We start from the raw sequence: 19,438 nt of genomic DNA on the forward strand, positions 1-19,438 counted from the left end.
TATCAGGCTGTTAGCACGCCCATAAGACTGATTTTTAGGCAAATCCCAGATTTCGCAACTAATGCTCTTGTTTAGCCCTACCCCTAAGTGGTAGGATAAGCATGCCATTTAGGCGTAAAAAGAATCAAAATATGGAATCATTATGAAACCTTATCTTACACTTACCCTTCTTAGCCTGATCGTCGCATGCGGTTCAAATAACGGTCCTAGCAACGATGAGGCTCCTGATGGGACGGCTCCTCAGGCAGACCTCGTAGAGAGCAAAAACTGCGAGTCAGTCACATGCCAGGCAGAGGCAGAAGTTTTACGCGCTCTGAACCAGAAACGAACTGAGCTAGGGCTTGCCCCACTCTCTTGGTCAGAAGAACTTAGTTACGGTGCACGGGTATGGTCCGACCAGCAGGCGTCTGCTAGCCAAATCTCCCATGATGGTTTTCCAGAGCGAAGGCTTCACTCCATTCAATCAATGTACCCAGATTTTGAAGAGTTCCTTTCCGCTGAAAACGTTGCTATGACCTACTCCTCCTCTGCAGAGGGACTAGCCATTGGTCAGCAGTTTTTCCAAATGTGGTGGAATAGCAAGGGCCATCAGCAAAATATGCTTGGCAACCATAGTTCTATCGGGGTGGGCATCGTCGCCAAAGGTAATGGGTACTACGGCACCCAACTTTTCTTTTACTAAGGCAGGTCTGAGTGATTGTTATAACTCCCTCCCCCAAGACCCTTTACTCTTTGTGATCCTTTCCGATAATTCCCTCAGGAGGTCACAAAGAATTGCCACCAATATACCGGGTAATGCTATCGATTTTAGCGATTAGCTACCTGTTCCGAACGAACTGGGCCGTGGCCCAAAGCCACAATGTTGTCAAAGGAGTCGCTGACCTAAGGTCTTCGGATTTTTCCGACGGCAAGGTGATTCCATTATCCGGGCAGTGGGAGTTCTATTGGCAGCAATTGGTACCCGGAGTGGCCGTTGATGACCTTTCAGATATAGATTCTAAGGATTTTATTGAGGTTCCGGGAAGTTGGGGGCGATCTGATCAACGGAGCACCTATGGCTATGGTACCTATCGAATCCGGGTAGATCTTGACAAGATTCAAACTCTAGCGATTCGTTGGCCCACAATTTACTCATCAGCTAGGATCTTCATCGACGATCTTAAAATTCTAGATATTGGCAAAGTTGCAGACAAACCTGACCAACACATAATGCAATTGTCAGAACGAGCGATTAGCTTTCAACCCGAGAATCCCTCATTTTACTTAACGATACAAGTAACTAACTATGATATGTTCCTTGCTGGCTTAGCCAAGGCGACCATCGAAATCGGTTCACCCGAAGTCATATTTGCTAAGAATGAGAAGATAACCGCGTCGACTATGTTCCTAATCGGCTGCCTTTTTATGATGGGGATCTATCATTTTTGCTTGTTTGCACTTCGTCGTAAATCAAAATCTGCCGCTTACTTTGGAGCAAGCTGTCTTTTAATCGCTGCTTACACCTTGGTCGCAAGGGGTCGGCCCATAATCGTGTTTCTTCCCCACATTACGTCCAAAGAGCAAATTTTTCTGTTCAATCTATGGCTTCTCTCAATTCCCTCATTTCTATATTTTACCAACGAAATTATCCCTCGGTCCATCCCGAGACGATTTATACAATCAGTCGCCTGGTTTAAAGGGGTCTATCTCGCTTCTATATTTGTTCTTGAGACTAAGGTCTTCTTAAACTTGTCCGTCATCGCTCAGGTTGTAGCCCTCATTAGTATGATATTTATATTTAAAGCATCCATCAAAGGCGTGTTTCAGAGAATCGAAGGGGCTCGGCTATTTCTTATGGGACTCCTTGTGTTACTAATTTCTACAGTGAACGACATGGCATTAGCGAGAGCCCTGATCCAGTCTATCCCTCTTGGAGCTACCGGCCTCTTCGCCTTCATCTTTTGCCAATCATTTTTATTGGCAAAAAGATTTTCAAATGCTTTTACAAGGGTTAGCCGCTCGGAGCGCAAGATTCGTCAGCTTTCTGGCGACCTCAAGAGTGAGCGTGACCATGTGATACAGCTCAATGAAACCTTAGAGCAACGTGTCGAAGAGCAAACGAGGGATATCCGCTCATTCATGACCAACCTTGAAATGGGAATATTTGCCATTCAAGGAGACAGTTTGGAGATTCATGGCGATATCTCAGATCACATGAAAGTCCTATTTGATGCTGAAAGCTTCGAAGGCGTGAATATTTGTAGCCTGCTTTTTGAACAGAGTCACCTTGATTCCAATGAACAGAATCTGGCTAAAAATGTTCTCGTAGCAGCAATGGGAGAAGATCTCTTGGCTTTTGAAACCAATAGCCACGGCCTACCTTATGAAGTAGAGCGCCAAAACAAAAACGGTGAATCTCAGATTTTAGAACTCTCTTGGAACCCCATTGTCAACGACGACGATATTGTCAACAAGATCCTAGTTACAGTACGAGACGTAACCCTTATACGATCCTTAGAAGAAGAAGCCCTAACTAAAGAAGAAGACCTTCAGTTCATAGGCGAGCTATTGAACATAGATCCTGCAAAATTCAGGCGTTTTATAGATGACTGTTATGAGTTTGTCAGCGAAAATAGAAAGCTTATTAACTCAAAAAGTATACAAGAAAAAGATATGGAAGCCCTCAAGGTTCTATTTATCAATATGCATACTATGAAAGGAGCCGCAAGATCTCTGTACCTCAAAAAGATGACACAGGTATTCCATGAAACTGAACAATACTATGCAACCTTGCAAACAGATGCAAACATTGAATGGAGCATCGATAAGATGAACTCCGACCTTGACGAGGTCGTCGATATCATTCGGTCATACGAGAACTTGAGTAAGAATAAGCTAGGAAGGGATTTCGATGGTGAGCCACACATCGAATTTAGCGAGTCTGAAGTAGAAAAGATGCTTCACCTTATGACTCGATTCGAAAACGAAGAACCTATCAGCCTAGGCAATGATCACCTCTCCTTGCACAAGACGATATTTGAGCGGCTATATCTTAGACGCCAGCAAGTGATCGCAGAATCGTGCCAAGTTCTTCCCGCTCTGGCTAAGGACTTAGGCAAAAACAATCCGCGACTGATGATAGAAGACAATGAAATTTACATGAACTCCGTTGGTGAAGATATTCTTCGCAAGGTATTCGTCCATATTCTCAGAAATTCTATGGACCATGGCATTGAACCTCCTGATGTCAGGAGTGCCATTGGTAAAGATCCCGTCGGCAACATTTCCATAAGGATGACTTGGGAAACCTCAAAAGTCACCATCAGCTATCGCGACGATGGAGCTGGCCTTGACTTACAAAAGATTTCTAAAATGGCCATCCATCGAGGTGTCCTGAGCGAAGACAATGCAGGAACACCATACCAAGTAGCACAGTGTATTTTCAACGCTGGATTCTCAACCGCCAAGCAAGTGAACGATATTTCAGGTCGGGGAGTGGGCATGGGTGCCATTAAGAAGTTCATCGAAGATGCTGAAGGCACCATCGAGATCAGTCTCGACCAACCTATCGCCGGGAGACAAAATCGCTCTTTCGCCTTTCTCATTGAACTTCCTCAGAATCTCTTCGCCCGTTATAAAGATTTCAAAGGCCAGCAAAACGTCGCATAGCCTTGTTTAAGCTGTCTTCAATGAATTGCAGTGCCTCGATCACGAGGCCAAAGAATAGACTATCAGACCCACAAAAATCAGCAAAAACCCTATCATCAGAGGCGTTTCGTAGCGATCTAATATTTTCTCTAATCTAGAGCCAAACACCCGAACAAGGGCAGCAAGCCCAAAGTAACGAATCCCTCTAGAGATCGCAATCACAGCAATAAAGCCGTCAAGCCTCATGCCGATCAGTCCAGCTGATAAAGTCCCCAACTGGAACGGAACAGGAGTCACTCCAACGAGAAAAAGAGACCAGTAGCATTGGTCCTCTAAATCGGCTTTTATCCCCTCAAATTCTTTCAACAGCTCAAAGTATTTAAGGATAGGCTCTAGAATAGGCTCGAACATCGAATAGGCAAGTCCATAAGCAGCAATTCCACCTAGAACAGATCCAAGAGTCAGCATTCCAGCCATCAGCCATACTTCTCGATGACGGCGAGCCATGATAGGTATAAAAGTGGCTCAATAGCTATAAAAAGTACTGTATTCTCAAGAAACGAAAGGACCACCAACCAAAATGGCATCCAGCGGGAGCGAACCGCTCGATAGATCGAGTGTTTAATCGTATCCTTGTTGTGTCAAGCCGCCTGCCTGATCAGCCATCATGATCCCCTGAGTTGAAGCACAATTGGAAAACCAACAGTAGTTCGCTAGGCTAAAAAAGACAAATCCCAAAACAAAGTCTTTTTTATTGTATCTATGATAGCTTGATGACCTTTTCATTTGAGGCGTGTACCAAAGTCGAAGAGATAATGAAGCTAGGGAGTAGTAAGCTCCCCTCAAGGTATTCAGGTTGGATTCATGTCAAAGCTACTCTAGCAGTTGCACTGACAAACAGACATTTGACCCGGAACAGTCGTCCACCAACCTCCTGTGGATTGACCACCTACAAGGACTGCCCTCGCCCCTACCCTTGTCTGGAAATCTTTAAGATGCTAAGCCTGTTTTTCCGCGAGCTCTACGTCCTGACTCTCATATACTTCGGGTAGATCTAGTTCTTGTTCGCAATCAACAAGTATCGTTCCTGGTTTTGATAAGAGGTAGCTGAAGCTAGCTTTTAAAGACGGTGATTTTTTCAAGTCATCCCTCAACTCTCGCAGCACATGAAAGTTGATATCCATCACTTTTTGGCTTTCCAAAGGCTTGACTAATCCATAGACGATGGGCTCATCTTTAACTTTGTAGCTCCCAAACATCTGATCCCAAATTGAAAAAATAGCACCATAGTTAGTGTCCAGGTACTGTTGATTCGAACCATGGTGAACACGATGCAAACCTGGAGTGACGAAAATTCTAGAAAGCCATTCAAGGCGATCGTTGTCTAGATTAGTATGGACCCAAACCTGATATATTCGTGACCAAATCTTTATAATTACTATCATAAGAGCTGGAACCCCCATCAATGCAAGCGGCGCTAGAAAAATCCAACGATAGACCGCTTCAATAAATGACAGGCGACCTGTAACACTGAGGTTAAACTCACTTGAGCTATGATGCACACTGTGGAAGCCCCACACGGCATTTACTTCGTGACCACAACGATGATCCCAGTAGTAAACAAAGTCGACAAGAATAAAGGCTGCAAGCCAAACCAGCCCTGAGTCCATTGATAAAACCCCGAATGGGCTCCATTGATTCAGACCACTCCACATGAAGAACGCCAAGGCATCAAGAATCAATAACCTGGCACCAAGATACAGAGCCATGACTTTATAGTTCGCAAGAGTCTCCCCCCTGCTTATCTTGATCCTATGGCTGCGAAAGCTAAGGTAGACATCGAGTATCTGACTTCCCAGAAGAAAGAACAGACCGAACACCTTCAGGGAATCCAAATTGAACAAAAAATCCATTAGCAAATCTCCAGCGAAATATGTGAGTCTCACTGGCGTCAAATGCAAACTTCATTCGACTCATGGCCACCTAATATCATTGCCTTTTTTCCAGAGATGGCTTCCTAACATTTATTCAGTTGTTCAATTTAGTGACAGATTTGCTTGAAAAATCTCTTTCCCTGTTTGGAAAATTTGAAGTTCCGGCACAGGAAATTTAAAGCATAACCTATAGCCCGCTAATATTACTTACAATTCAATGATTGCTGGAATCTACTTAGGAGAGAGCCTTTTCATGAGCCAATGGGACCTCTAGCCCGGACTATGAGATGCGACCAACCCAGCACCGTGGTGTGGGTGTTTGGTCACGCTTGAAAATCAGACGAGAGGCCTAGACTGGACATCATCAGTTTGAGATGAAATCCAGTGCTCTATTTGGCAGATGGAGCAAACTTTGTTAAGACGATGCCTTCTACTGCCGACTTGTATTCGTCAACAGTCGGCACTCTACCAAGAATCGTTGAAAGCACGACAACCGGCGTGGACGCCAGTAGGGACTCCCCTTTTTTCTCCGCAGAATCCTCAACAACCCGCCCTTGAAACAAACGAGTTGAGGTAGCCATTACAGTATCGCCTTTCGCAGCTTTTTCCTGGTTTCCCATGCAGAGATTACAACCGGGGCGCTCAAGGTACATCATGTTCTCATACTCAACCCGAGCAGAGCTTTTTGGAGAGCTATCATCGAACTCAAACCCTGAATATTTCTGAAGGACGTCCCAATCCCCTTCAGCCTTTAGTTCGTCAACAATATTATAAGTCGGTGGTGCAACAACTAGTGGAGCCTTGAACTCTACTTTGCCATGCTGCTTTTCAATGTTCCTAAGCATTTGAGAGAGAATTTTCAAATCGCCTTTGTGAACCATACAGGAGCCAATAAAGCCTAAATCAACGGTTTTTTCGCCTTTATAGTAGGAAATGGACCTTAAAGTATCGTGGGTGTAGCGCTTTGAAACGTCTTCGTTATGAACATCTGGATCTGCAATCACCGGCTCGTCGATCTGATCCAAATCTACAACGAACTCAGCAGCGTAATTCGCACTCTCGTCAGGCGAAAGCGCAGGCACCTCGCCAGACTTGATTTCGGCAATGCGCTGATCGGCTTTTGCAATAAGACCTCTTAAATCTTCAGCATGGTTATCCATACCCTTGTCGATCATGATCTGAATGCGACTTTTGGCAATTTCTAGTGATTCTATAAGGGCTTCATCTTTCGAGATGCAAATCGAAGCTTTGGCTTTCATCTCCGCAGTCCAGTCAGTAAAGGTAAAAGCCTGGTCAGCAAGGAGAGTTTCAAGATGCACTTCGATAATCCGGCCTTGGAAGACATTCTCACCGAACTCTTTGAGCATCTGTGCCTGAGTCCCATGAACGACATCCCTAAAGTCCATATGATCCTTTAGCGCCCCCTTAAACGTAACTTTCACAGACTCTGGAATCGGCATCGAGACTTCACCGGTAGCCAAGGCTAGAGCCACTGTGCCCGAGTCGGCACCAAAAGCAACCCCTTTCGACATTCGCGTATGGGAGTCTCCACCGATGATGATCGCCCGATCGTCCACTGTTAGATCGTTCAGAACTTTGTGAATAACATCCGTCAGCGGATGATATTTACCCTCAGGGTGTCTCGCAGTGATGAGACCAAATCGATTCATGAAACTCATCAACTTAGGGATATTTTGCTGAGCCTTACGATCCCATACAGAAGCCGTGTGGCAACCGGATTGATAACCAACGTCCAAAGTCGGAGCGATGACGGTAGCAGCCATAGACTCAAGTTCCTGGGCTGTCATCAAGCCCGTGGTATCCTGAGAACCAACTATATTTACCTTAACCCTAACATCAGATCCGGCATGAAGAACCTTACCTTCAGTGACATCCATAGCATTGCGGTTGAATATCTTCTCAACGGCTGTTAGCCCTTGACCAACATGTGAGATTTCTTTCGATGATGCAAAAACTGATTGCAACTCCTTGCCTAGTGTTGCAGCCGCGAAGCCCTGTAGCTTCTTACCAAAAACCACCGCGTAGGACCCACCAGCTCGAATGGATTCTAGTTTTTGTGGAGTTAACGCTGAGGAAATGTCGATTAGCTCGTCATCTCCTCTGTAGAGCTTTTTGGTTTTGGTGTTGATCGTGAATACAGTTCCTGTTTCTACAGAATACACTTGTTCCAAAACAGGATCGCCGTTTTCGTCAAGAACAGCCTTGCCATCATTACCTACTTTTTTCACCCAGTTTTTAAGGTCAATACCAATGCCCCCAGTAACATTGACCGTCGTCAAGAATATAGGGGAAATACCGTTGGTCCCCCCAACAATGGGAGCGATATTGATAAAAGGCACATACGGGCTAGCCTGTTTGCCAGTCCAGAGAGCCACGTTGTTCACACCTGACATACGCGAAGAACCAACTCCCATCGTGCCCTTCTCAGCGACGAGCATAACTCTTTTATCAGGGTGCTCTTCCTGTAACTGACGAATCTTGGCCTGGGCGTCCTCGGAGATCATGCACTTACCATGAAGCTCTCGATCAGAGCGTGAGTGCGCTTGATTCCCCGGCGATAGCAAGTCAGTGGAAATATCACCCTCAGCTGCTACAAAGGAGACCACCTTAATCTCTTCATCAACTTCTGGAAGTTTTGTGAAGAAGTCGGCCTGGGCATAGCTTTCTAGGATCTCTTTCGCTAATTGATTGCCAGCCTCGTAGGCCTCCTTGAGTCGTTGGGTATCGGCCTCGTAAAGGAAAACCTGGGTTTTTAAGACATCAGCCGCGTTTTTTGCAATGTATGCTTCGTCACCGAGAGCAAGGTCGAGGAGAACCTCGATCGAAGGCCCACCTTTCATATGGGAAAGTAGCTCAAAGGCAAACGAGGCGTCAATTTCAGGAATCTGAGCCTCACCAAGAATGATTTCCTTAAGAAACTTCGCCTTTACCGACGCGGCTGCAGTCGTGCCAGGAATCGTATTGTAAACTAGATACTTGATCGAATCCTTACGGTGTTCGTTGTTGGCGTCCTTGATCTGAGAGATAATCTCTTCCAGCAGTTCACCGCTATCGATTGGCTTTGGCTGCAAGTTTTGAGTTTTTCTTTCGGCAATTTCTTTTAGGTATTCAGTATAAAGGCTCATTGTCTTCCACAGTCTGTAAAACAGTTACAACACAGTTCGTCGCTAGTTAGCTCCGATAACCGCGCCCAGATTATCACTTTATAGACAAGTTATTAACGATATTTTTTTGGACTATTTGACAATGTCACTTCTACAATCAAGAAGCAAAACGGCCTACCAAAATTGCAGATACTGATTGGCTCCAAATGGCAGGCAGCGGAAGACATTGCTAGGCGGGACTAGTACAACTCACCAATTTGGCGCTTAAATTCCCATTCAAGCTCTTCAAAAGTGTAATCCTCAAGATCAATGTCCGTATTGTTTGCTTCGAAGAAGTCTGTGAGGGCATCAATTAGGTCGTTTTTACTCATTAAAACTCTCCTCCATTTAGACGCGTGACCAATAGCACATTCCGCCATTGGACCTCGATTTATGATAGTGATATTCATTATCATATCAACTAAGTTGACTTAGGCAAACCCAAAGTTTGGCAATGGAGTATAAAGCAGTTCGCATATCCAAGAAGATCATGGCTGGGCAGAATTTACAGGCCCAGCCTAGGAGGCTTTAGCGATTTAGTTCGGTGACTATATAGTCGCTAAAATCGAATACGAAGTTATCGAAGTTCAGCGGGAACTCCAAGGAGTGATGAACAGGAGTACCCCCTAATTCGCGACTGAGAGCTTCGCCGAAGCCATTGGCTTGAGCGAACGGCCCTAAATCTCCGCCGTAGTTAGCGACACTATAAGTAAAGTAAGTGTTCGCATACCGATCTTTCTTATCCAGCCAGAAATCTAGTAATCTGCCCGTATCGGATGAAAAGTTATCTGCGTAGACGCTTTCTTCATCAGAAATCAGAACGATAAACTTCTTTTTGTGTTCATCAGGGCTGGAAGATTTGGCTAGCATCTCTAAGGCAACCTCGATGGCATCGAGGCCGACTTCTGTGCCTCCATCTGCAATCACCGCGCTCATAAACTCAGTGAAGTCTTCGAGGCTAGATGTTGGATAGAGTCGATTTTCATCGACAAAAGCCTCGTAGCTTATGGCTCCTTGCCTTGAAGCACAGCCCCTTTCTTGCAATTCCGCAGCCAACTGTTGGGTCCAGAACTTTACGTTATCAATTTCTCCCTGCATTGAACCTGACCGATCCAGTACAAAGATGATATCTGCCGCTGCACTAGTCTCGTCACATAGCAAACCGGGGTCCAAAGTATCTTGCGAACGTTCCACATGTCCCCAGCAACTCCGAGCAAAGGCTCGCGCTTCCTCGTATAGGTATCGATAGTTCCCAACTCCACTACCTGCCTGTCCGAGAACCAAAGGCATAAATACAGCGTCTTTTTTACTGGCGGTAAGAGGAAATGTCTCCCAAATCATATCAAAAGCAGAGGTTCCGAAAGCCTTGCAAATCTCTGACTGCCTTAGTCGCCTAAAGCTCATGGCAAGATCAACAGGTTCTACCGACAATTCGTTTGATAGCAGACTGCGCTGGGCGTTAATGAGTCCAGTGAAGATTTCATTTCGTCTCGCTTGGTGATTGGGTATCGCCTCATTTCGGGAAGCAAACTGATCATAATATCGCGTGAATATCTCGATTCCGTGTCGCATCTCGCGGAAAGACTTGGGGGTTAAATCGCTCATGCCAGCAATGATCACACTTAACTGATCGAGAGCCCGTTTTCTCAAAACCTCTTGCTCACGCCATGGTCCACCATTTGAAACAAACGTGTTAGCAAATTCAGTGCTCATTAGAAGTGAAGGCTCATCAAGAGACTCCATGTAAGCCGTTAGCTCGGTCTTCTGCATCTGAGACCCGGCAGCCAAATTACTCATCCCTAAATTGAGCAGTTCACGATCGAAAGGTTTTATCTGTGACTCGTCAATAGAATCGAAAAGGCGCGGAATTAAAGTATGAGATCCTGATAGCTGGCAATTGTATATTTCTTTATCAGGTCCGTCCTTCCTAGGATCTAGCCCATACAAGGCTGCTAGGTCAGGAGTTAGACACTGCCTGTAGTCTCGTTGTTTCGTTCGAACTAAATCGTCAGCTACCTGACTGATTCTCTGGTACTCACAAGGAATTTCGTAGTTAATGAGCGATGAATCGGGCAGGGCATCCATCATAATCGCACCTAATCGCTCCTGCAAGCACCGGGCTTTATTAGGCCGGATAAATAGTTCACCAAGAATCAAACGATCGCCAATATAATCAAGTGCTTTCTTTTCCCTTTCAGATTGGGGTAACTCCATTTCATTGAGCTTGTCGACGAAAACATCCCAGTTGACCGCCTCAAAGTAAGAGCGTTTCGCAACCCGATACTCTTCGTGAGAGAAAACTCCTTGAGGATTCGTAAGACCCATAGCAGAGATCCAGGAAAGATTAATCAAAGTATGATCACTTAGGCCATTGCTTTCAACAAAACGATTTGCTGGCCCCGAGAAATAGGAAAGATCAAGATGGTATATATCATCAGAGTCGACGTTGATGAGCCAAGGCATAGGCTGGCCAACAACATTTAGCTTCGGCTTATATTGTGCTAAGGGTTTCCAGTATTGATCAGTGGGAATCGAGGATGTCTGAGCTTCGATCTTACTCATCAGATTATTTTCAAGACTTTCTACATCGGATGCCAGGTTAGTCTGGCTCAATACATCCAAAAGCCGGAGGATTGGCTGAAACGAATACTGATTGGGGCCTGTGAGCCATATCAAGCTTTCATTCTGCATCTGAGTTGTCACGGTTGTATTGAGAGCTTTCAATATTGCTCCCTTTTGCGACTTGCTCAGCTCAACAATCAAATCCACGATCATCTGCATGCGCTCTTCAGACCCCCGCTGAGACCTCTTCATCATCTCTCGTCTGAAGTTTACCCCGTTGAAAAGCTGCTCAAGAAACAGAGTTATGTCGTCGGGCCGGAAGCTATCATCAATCACCAAATGTCTTAGTAAGACAAGTTCAAGATTAAGTCGCTCTCCAAAGCGATTCTCGTATCGATTCTGCACGAGATTGAAAAGGACCGGGGTTAACTTTCGATACTGTAGCCTCGCCTGTTCGAGATCTAGGCCAGCATCAAGCAAAGACTCATAGAAAACTTCCATGAAGTGAATAGCTTGCCCATAGGCTTCAGTTCGGATACTAACTTCAACTAATTCCTTAATAATACCAAATTTATTTTCCTCTTCGAGGGTGGATTTCGGGTGGCAGAGTGTCACAAACTCTCTGGCATTTTTGATACAAGCGTCAGCTTGAGGATCATCTAGTTCAGACCCAGTCGCGAGATTTGTTAGGGTTGCTCGGCAGGCTTCCATGCGATCGTTCAGGGCCTTAGGGCACATGATTGCCTGAGATTCTTCGGAACTCCACTTTGGTATGCTTGTAAGGCTTTGACTAGCTGCCAACCTTGCCAAACCAATGGCTCGGAGACCATTCACGACACCGCCGAATTTGGACTTTTGTATGATTCCGGTAACCACTTCAACCTTCTGAGGTGGCGTAAGGGAAGTCCAAAAAGCCTTATTCTGGGACTTAATCGTCGCCCCCACTTCCGCTGCTATACCTGTCACTAACGGAGCGGAGAAGCTTGTACCGCTTAAGACATTATTGAAGATGGGGGTCGCTGAACCAGGTGCGCGAACCTCTCCCCAGGACGAAAACTGAGAATACTGGCCTGCTTGGCCTGTAGCTCCAACCTCTAAATGAGCATCAATAGCTTCTTCAGGAACGGCTTGAGAGATCACGTCAATGCTGGGAAACTGGTCGATGGCAACTCGGGGCACATAGTAAGGCTCTTGGAGCCTAGCAAAATCATTTCTAACTTGGCTTTCAGCACTTCTGAAAGCTGTATAGACCCCTTTTGATACGTTGTATCGTCGCATATGAGATGAGTTACCTGCTGCCTGGACGACAATACAGCCTTTGGCTTTCCATCGTCCTTTAGCCTCCTGAAATTTTTTGGAAGGCAAACCATCTTCGTCATAATCAACTTCATCTTCTAGTGAGCCAAGACTGACGTTAATAATTTTGAAGTCTTCCTTCTCCGGTAGACTTGACTCCTTGTCACAAATCGCATCGATGGATGCGATCAGGTCATCAGCTGTAGGATCGCAGATATCACCAAGATCAAAGCGGTAAGAGTTTAACTTCAAATTATGACTAATACCGTTGTTCCCACAACCCGCAATCATACCATTGACGTGGGTTCCGTGAAGGCTTGGAGTATCAAAAAATCCATTCACTGGTTTTTCACCGCGCAACTCGATCGGTGGATTTGTTGGATTGCTTAAATCCAATTCAATAGTTGCCTCGACGCGGCTTCCCCTGGGTGTGACACGACCCATTGCAAAAGCAACATCCTTCATTGCATCGGCATAGGGGCTCTTTATTGCCTGCCGAGGAGATAATTGTGAGTAGTATTCATAGCCACTATCAAGAACAGCCACCTCCACCTTCTCAGGTAGGGAGCCTTGCATTTCCTGCATAATATCAGCGTCTGTTTTTTTCTTGTACCAAGGCACAGGAGATGCATCACAGCCAAGGAATGGATACTGTGGAGCTTGAACGGCACAGATACCATCCACAACTATGATTCCACACTGAGGGTCTGTCACTGGGTCGCAAGGACAGGTAGGGTCTATTGCTGGATCGCAATCTTGCTCTTCTGTTTCATCAGGTGGAAGACATTCGCCATCAGAGCACTCGGGTCTGTCCCCTGAAGACCGAAAGGATCGTTCCGTGGAATAACTCGAAGCGCCATTGCCACTACTTTGTTTATTACAAGCAGTGAAAACGACCTGAAACAACAAAGCGAGAAGAACTAATTTCATGGTACTTGTCCTGTACATTCTGGAGCAGTATTGACCGAATTACCTGTAAAGTAGCAGTGTTCAGTATTGTTGTTGATATCTTTAATTGAATCCACCTTATCCTGCACATTTGGTGCAAATAGCACCGATTTAACTTCTTTTGCCAGTTTCGATATTGCCATGGATTCATTCATTCTTTGATCTTCTAAAAGACTCAGTCGATCTAGTAGAATCGTTAAATTTGAAAGACGTTCTAACTTAGCTTCTAAATCCGTTACCCGGGTATTTAGATCACTAATCCTATCATTTAGCCTTTTTTCCGTGTCCAGTAGCGACTGGTGCAGTGATCTCGCTAGGGATTGCGCGAAACTTGCTATATATATTAAACTAGAGCAATTCTGAAAATCCTCTTTGACTGTGATATCGAAGGGAGCACTTTGACTAAAGCTAAAAGGCTCGGTGTTTCCAAGGCAGCTTTCTGTTTTTAAAAGTCTTTCATTGTGAGAATCTGTAATCTTAAAAAGCTCGTTAATAGATCTACAGAACCGGCTCTCCGCATCTCGACTATAGTCTCTTAAGCACGACTTGATTTTTTCCAAGACCTGACATTCTGCGTTGTCATCCTCGTTAAGGCACTCGTATAGGGGCTTAAATTGATTTTCGATAGCGTCATTAAAAGCCTGTGATTTGGCAGCTGAATTCTTGATCGATTCTTGCCAATCCTGAAGAGAGCGAACATCACCCTCAAGACCAAACTCGGTCTGCTGTGTATTCTCTCGTTCGGCATGAACTGAGCGATTGAGCTCTTCAATTTCACTACGGTTTGCTAAAGCTAGCTCATCAGATGTTTCAACATCCTGATCTAGTTTGTTACAAGCAGAAAAGATACTTGCGATGATTAGTAAAAAAGCAAGTTTTCTCATTGGGCGTTACCTACCTTGATCGATTTTTGGCTTTTTATTTTCTTTAATTGAACACAGCCTTGCTGAATTCCATAATTATCTTTTACTTTTCTAGATTTGCAGATGTGATCATTTAGGAAAAAGTTAAGATTAACTTTGTTTGCTAAATTAATCACAGATTCAGCATCAGTCAATGGATTGTGAGTCACATCCAACGACTCTAAGCTTTGGGGAATCTCATTAAACACCTTTAGGCTGGATAGCTTATTGCCTCGAAAAGAAAGATCCTTGAGAGAGCTGAGATTTCGCATTCCGCCAATTCTTTTTGCGCCACCCAGGAAGTCCAAAAGCAAGGTTTTTATATTTGATAAGCTTCTTACCCGAAGTTTCTTAATAGGATTATGGGACAGGTTCAACGAACTAAGGTGAGCGAGGTTAAATACTATATGAGGGTTTTCAATCTTATTGTTACTGAGATTTAAATCTTCCACCTGTTCTAGCACACGAAGGGGTGAAGGATCCTGAATACCCTGTTGAGATAAATCGACCTTTTTTAGCTTGCGGAGAGACTCTTCTTTTTCATGACAAGTTCCCTCGTGGGCGGCTAGTGCTCTTAGCATCAAGTCCCGAGTCTTTTTAAAGCTAAGCGGGGCGTTATGATCGCAGAACTCCTGGCCCAATAAAGCCTGAGGTAGCACAATGAGACTGAGGCTGAAGATCAAAGTTTTTAGCATCATGGTATCACCGAGCAATTGAGATTCGAACCATTCTTTACACACTGGTAGTTACCGCAGGTAGCTTGAATTTGCATCAAATTCAAATTATCAATTGCGGCGGGGGAAAGGATGGATTCTGAGAACTTCCAAGGTGCATTTGCGCCCTGAGGATGCCTTAACCTTCCGTATGGAGTAAGGGCTTTATTTGATGCTGTGCAGGACTGAACTCCAAAAATCCACTGATAGAATTGGTCAGCGACGCCACCTTTCAGGACAGCACCCGAGAAGTTACCATGATCGATCATGATTTGAAATTGGTTCTCTTCCCATGGCTTTGTGTTGTTAAAAGAGAAGCCATCACTAGTCATGTTGGAGAAGTTCGACTTTTTGATAGCGTGAAAGTTCAACGAGCTATTAAAAAATGAGCTTAATGATAAGTCGCTGCTAAAAACATTGATCACTGAATCGGATAGGTTATTAAACTGGCTATTTACCATCTCCGAGGAATAGATATGCCCTTTTAGTTCAATTACATTTTCGAATACTAAGCCACTAAACTTAACCCTGTGAAAGTTGACACCATCCATCGGAGATTCCTGGAAAAGGACTCCTGTTGCAGCGTCACCGGCTTGGCTACCCACGATATCTGAGAAACGTGCATCCTTAAGCTGCGAACCAAGAAATGAAGTACCGTTGAAAATTGAGCCGATAAAGTGGCTCTGACTTAAATCCGCCTGATTGAATTGTACATTGGTAAGATTCGCTCCCTCACTAAATGTCGACAGTGGCAGCTCAGCTTCCGAGAATATGGAAGAGGAGATGTCTGAACTTCTAAAGTGAATCGAACCTACAGTTTTCTGAAATGAAGCTCCGTGCATGATAGAGCTTGCAAATTGCGTGTTACTCAGTGTGGTTTGGTTGAAGCTAAGACCTTCGAAGCTTTCGGGTATGGACCAAAACTGTTGCTCTTCCTCAAGACTAGCTTGGACAATGGGCTCTATCGGTGAAGAGTTTAGGTTTACTCCAGTGAATTGACTGCTGGTGATGGCCCCTTGATCAAAACGAATGTTGGCCCCTGACACTGAAGAAAAATTACTGGCAGAGAGGTTAGCCGCCTTGAAGTCGACGAAACTAAACTGGCTGTTATTGGTAAAATTTAAACCGGAAGATACAGCACCTTCAAAGGTTACCCGATGCAAGCGGGTCTCTTCGAAACTCACTTGGGCTAAACCCTTGTTTTCACTAGTATGATTGAAGTACGACTCCTGAATCACCCCTCGGACAAACTTTGTGTATGAGAATGCACTATCGCCAAAATGGGATCGAATGATGGTCACGTCTTCAAAACGAACATTTGATCCTTGCGTCTCTTGAAAGTTAGAAGCTTCAATTGTCGAGCCAGACCAAACTAGGTTACTTAGTTCAGCGCCCGTAAAATCAGCTCTTACCCAGTTTCCTTGAGAGATGGTTGCGGACCTAAAGAAGCTACCTTTGAAACTAGCTTCGAATGCATCATTGTTAGCGAATGTTGATTCGCTTAAATTCGCTTGATCGAAGATCGTTTGACGAAGTATCGCATCGCTAAAGTTGGCTTTTGAAAGGTTGACACCAGAAAAGTCGCAGCCCGATAGGTCTCTGCCAGTGAAGTCATATGCAACTAGATTTGCGGACATATTTGGGCATCTGCCGTTGGTTTCTGGACTGTCACCACCCTGATACTGGGAACAAGATAGAGAAAAAAGACCTAACAATAGGATATATGATTTCATCACTGCGCTCCCCTCCCATCAAGGGTATCAAAAACCGTGATGGTTCCATCTTCATCACCTGTGAGGACTTGACTACGAGATCGATCGCCTTGTATTGAGCTAAGACTACCGGCATAGCCGAGGACAGGGTTAGAGCTAAAAACACCATTCTGATAGCTAAACAACGCTATTTGGCTTACACTTTGACTCACTCTCTCCACCAAAAACAGTCTCTGCCCCATCTTCGCTAAGTCGAGTACTGAGCCAGAAGTCCGAGCGACGGAAACCTTATTGAATGTGACTCCGTCAAAACGGTAGAAAAATATCCCATCTTGCAGTGTACTAACAGCCAGGATCTCATCGCTGATTTCAAGAATGGCGCTATTATAGGCACTCACATATGTTTCCGATAATAACCGCGGTTGCCGGGGTTCACTTATATCGAAAGCAATAAAGCCTTTGTCAAAATCGAGGAGGAAAAGCTTACTATCACGGACTATCAATTGCCTCGGATTGACGCTACCAGTCTCATAGAAAACTTCATCAAGCACAAAGTTTGAGTCATCATCTACAGTCCCCGTAGCTAAGCCTTTACCCCGTATGTATGTATATAGAAGATCAGATCGCTGCCAAAGCTCCACCTTGGTAGCGGCTAGAGCGATGGGGTATCGCACATGATCGTAGTTAACTATGGCAGGTAACTCAGTGGGAATTGTGTCAGCGTCCCTGGGAACTAAAAATACACTCCCCTCTTGGCCTAGTTCAACGCTCACGATATCAAGTCGTTGCCCTAGCTCCTTCACTAGATTCGCACCATCATATCTAAATACAGTGTCGCTTTCGAGTGATGAAGCAACAAGAAAATTAGAGGAAATATGGATCTTATTCACCGGAGAATTGGTCTCATAACTAGCAACTTGGTTAAGAAATGGGGCCGGGGGCGGGTCAGACTTCTTTTTTCCACATGAAAAGCTAACAAAAAGCCCAAAGACTAATAGAAAAGATGAGATGATTTTCATTCTGTTTCCGTTCAACAATTTCTTCAACAAATACCAGAACCGCAGGAACTCAGCTAAAAACAGCTGCTCAAAAATCTGCAATTCTTTTGCCAGTAGTAAGACACAGAACTTGCGACAAATTGCAGTAGATTACACCTTCTTTTAACTAACTGTAATTACATGCCTAATATTTTTTTTCTGACTGATAGCAATAATTTACGACCCTATGCTGTCTATTGCGTCATGCTGATCAGCTTGTTGACGAGTGCACATCAGAATGTGGCAGCGAACCCGTCATTAGAGCAGGCATAGTTATTAAGCTGTTGAATATATGGAGACATAAATTGAAATCAATTTCGACAAAAGGTTTAGAAGTTTGGAATAAGCATTGCACACTGTCGAGCAACCGGCGCACTAAGCGCTCTAAGCTGATTGTTGATGTTCTTAAACTGGAGTTGACCTTGATGTTCTCACGTTCTTTAAAAAGAATTGCACTGCTATTGGGCATGACCTTCTTCATACCGACTATCCTATCTGCTGCTGATAGTATCAATCGTTCAAAAAGCTACCAGGCGATCAATAAGCTAAGCAAGCAGTTCGCAGAGGACATTGAGGATTACGGCTCCGTCGCGAACACTGTAGTGGTTACTGAGTTTAGCCAAAGCAGCGCCTTTGAAGCAGACCTGAGATCCTACATGGTCTTCAGTCTGGAGCAAGACCTCCAAGAGGCTAAAAATGATGCCAAAGAATCTTCAGAAGATTCTGATAAAGAGAAGGATGATGAAGATTCTGAGAAAAAAGCTTCAAAGCCAAAAAATACATTTAAGTTTGTTCGTTGCTTTGGTTGCTTTAAGCCAAGAGCCATCTCTGATGGTAAAGATATTTACATACGCAAGGGCTTCGCAGACAACAATGAGCTAAAATTTGCCTTGGAAAAGATTGGTGCTGACGCTTATATGACAGTGAATCTTGATAATAATGGCGATGAAGTTGTCATGCAAACTTCACTGTTCAGCACCAAAGATTCAAAGCTACTGACTTCAAAAGAGTACCGAACCACAGTCCAAGGCCCATCCCGCTCGGGTGTTGTCATGGGAATCGGAATGCAGTCCGCATCCTTCCACGACAGCAAGCTACCTTCTGTGATGGGTGCGCGCATCTCCATAGGTCAACGACTTGTTGGTCTAGGTGATATGGGTGTTGCTGTGACCTACCTAGGGAAGAACAGTGGATACCCAAGCCAAACAACCTTTAGCCTTTTCACAGACCTAAACCGAGCAGAAATCACCGGTGATCAGGGTAAATATGTCAACTGGCTGTTTCCAATCGATTTCGGTGTGACTGACTTTAATGGCGATGTTCAATTCCAGCTGCAAGCTGGGGTTAAGATGCGCCTTGGAAGCATCCTCTATGTAAGCTTAACGGAGCGACAGCACGTTTTCCTTACCAAGCCTAGAAATGATGGTGAAGTGAAAGGAACTGAGCCAGTGGAGCCTGAGGGGGATGACGTTCTTTTCGAAAGTGATAAACCGATCTCGGGCGCTTTGATGTTTGGCGTCGGTGTAGACTTTACATTCTAAGG

General features: G+C 44.7%; 12 protein-coding genes and 1 pseudogene. 3 read left to right on the forward strand and 10 right to left on the reverse strand.

Annotated elements, in window-relative coordinates; translation table 11 throughout:
- Window positions 1-142: 142 nt before the first annotated feature.
- Together B9N89_RS04810 and B9N89_RS04815 are read left to right on the forward strand one after the other, a co-directional pair.
- The gene (locus B9N89_RS04810) at window positions 143-682 is read left to right on the forward strand and encodes a CAP domain-containing protein (RefSeq protein WP_132316285.1); all 540 of its coding nucleotides are present in this window, start codon (window positions 143-145) and stop codon (window positions 680-682) included.
- A 92-nt stretch (window positions 683-774) separates the two neighbouring features.
- The gene (locus B9N89_RS04815) at window positions 775-3,648 is read left to right on the forward strand and encodes a 7TM diverse intracellular signaling domain-containing protein (protein ID WP_143478115.1); all 2,874 of its coding nucleotides are present in this window, start codon (window positions 775-777) and stop codon (window positions 3,646-3,648) included.
- Between the two features lie 39 nt (window positions 3,649-3,687).
- On the opposite strand, the gene B9N89_RS04820 is transcribed toward B9N89_RS04815, so the two are convergent.
- From B9N89_RS04820 to B9N89_RS04860, 10 genes and pseudogenes are all read right to left on the reverse strand, one after another.
- Window positions 3,688-4,134 carry a YqaA family protein gene (locus tag B9N89_RS04820; protein WP_132316281.1) on the reverse strand — a complete coding sequence of 149 codons (447 nt, stop codon included), beginning with the start codon at window positions 4,132-4,134 and terminating at the stop codon, window positions 3,688-3,690.
- A 371-nt stretch (window positions 4,135-4,505) separates the two neighbouring features.
- A pseudogene (locus tag B9N89_RS32375) lies at window positions 4,506-4,574 on the reverse strand (mannan-binding protein); the annotation flags it as partial.
- Between the two features lie 51 nt (window positions 4,575-4,625).
- On the reverse strand, window positions 4,626-5,540 hold the full coding sequence (locus B9N89_RS04830) for a sterol desaturase family protein (RefSeq protein WP_132316279.1): 915 nt from the start codon (window positions 5,538-5,540) through the stop codon (window positions 4,626-4,628).
- 410 nt (window positions 5,541-5,950) lie between these two features.
- Window positions 5,951-8,707 (reverse strand): bifunctional aconitate hydratase 2/2-methylisocitrate dehydratase, encoded by a 2,757-nt coding sequence (locus B9N89_RS04835; RefSeq protein WP_132316277.1) that lies wholly within the window; start codon window positions 8,705-8,707, stop codon window positions 5,951-5,953.
- A gap of 218 nt (window positions 8,708-8,925) precedes the next feature.
- On the reverse strand, window positions 8,926-9,057 hold the full coding sequence (locus B9N89_RS32125) for a hypothetical protein (RefSeq protein ID WP_268808678.1): 132 nt from the start codon (window positions 9,055-9,057) through the stop codon (window positions 8,926-8,928).
- Window positions 9,058-9,253: 196 nt separating this feature from the next.
- The gene (locus tag B9N89_RS04840) at window positions 9,254-13,513 is read right to left on the reverse strand and encodes a S8 family serine peptidase (RefSeq protein ID WP_159455149.1); all 4,260 of its coding nucleotides are present in this window, start codon (window positions 13,511-13,513) and stop codon (window positions 9,254-9,256) included.
- Complete coding sequence (locus B9N89_RS04845; protein WP_132316273.1) at window positions 13,510-14,415, reverse strand: hypothetical protein; 906 nt, start codon at window positions 14,413-14,415, stop codon at window positions 13,510-13,512. The genes B9N89_RS04840 and B9N89_RS04845 overlap by 4 nt, the downstream gene beginning before the upstream one ends.
- The gene (locus tag B9N89_RS04850; protein ID WP_132316271.1) at window positions 14,412-15,131 is read right to left on the reverse strand and encodes a leucine-rich repeat domain-containing protein; all 720 of its coding nucleotides are present in this window, start codon (window positions 15,129-15,131) and stop codon (window positions 14,412-14,414) included. Before B9N89_RS04850 ends, B9N89_RS04845 begins: the two co-directional genes overlap by 4 nt.
- The gene (locus B9N89_RS04855; protein WP_132316269.1) at window positions 15,128-16,879 is read right to left on the reverse strand and encodes a pentapeptide repeat-containing protein; all 1,752 of its coding nucleotides are present in this window, start codon (window positions 16,877-16,879) and stop codon (window positions 15,128-15,130) included. Before B9N89_RS04855 ends, B9N89_RS04850 begins: the two co-directional genes overlap by 4 nt.
- The gene (locus B9N89_RS04860) at window positions 16,879-17,877 is read right to left on the reverse strand and encodes an LVIVD repeat-containing protein (RefSeq protein ID WP_132316267.1); all 999 of its coding nucleotides are present in this window, start codon (window positions 17,875-17,877) and stop codon (window positions 16,879-16,881) included. Before B9N89_RS04860 ends, B9N89_RS04855 begins: the two co-directional genes overlap by 1 nt.
- 323 nt (window positions 17,878-18,200) lie before the next feature.
- On the opposite strand from B9N89_RS04860, the gene B9N89_RS04865 reads away from it, so the two are divergent.
- Entirely contained in the window at window positions 18,201-19,436 is a 1,236-nt protein-coding gene (locus B9N89_RS04865) for a hypothetical protein (protein ID WP_132316265.1), read from the forward strand.
- The last annotated feature ends 2 nt before the right edge of the window (window positions 19,437-19,438 follow it).

It is taken from the genome of Pseudobacteriovorax antillogorgiicola, from assembly GCF_900177345.1.
GTDB classification, from domain to species: domain Bacteria; phylum Bdellovibrionota_B; class Oligoflexia; order Oligoflexales; family Oligoflexaceae; genus Pseudobacteriovorax; species Pseudobacteriovorax antillogorgiicola.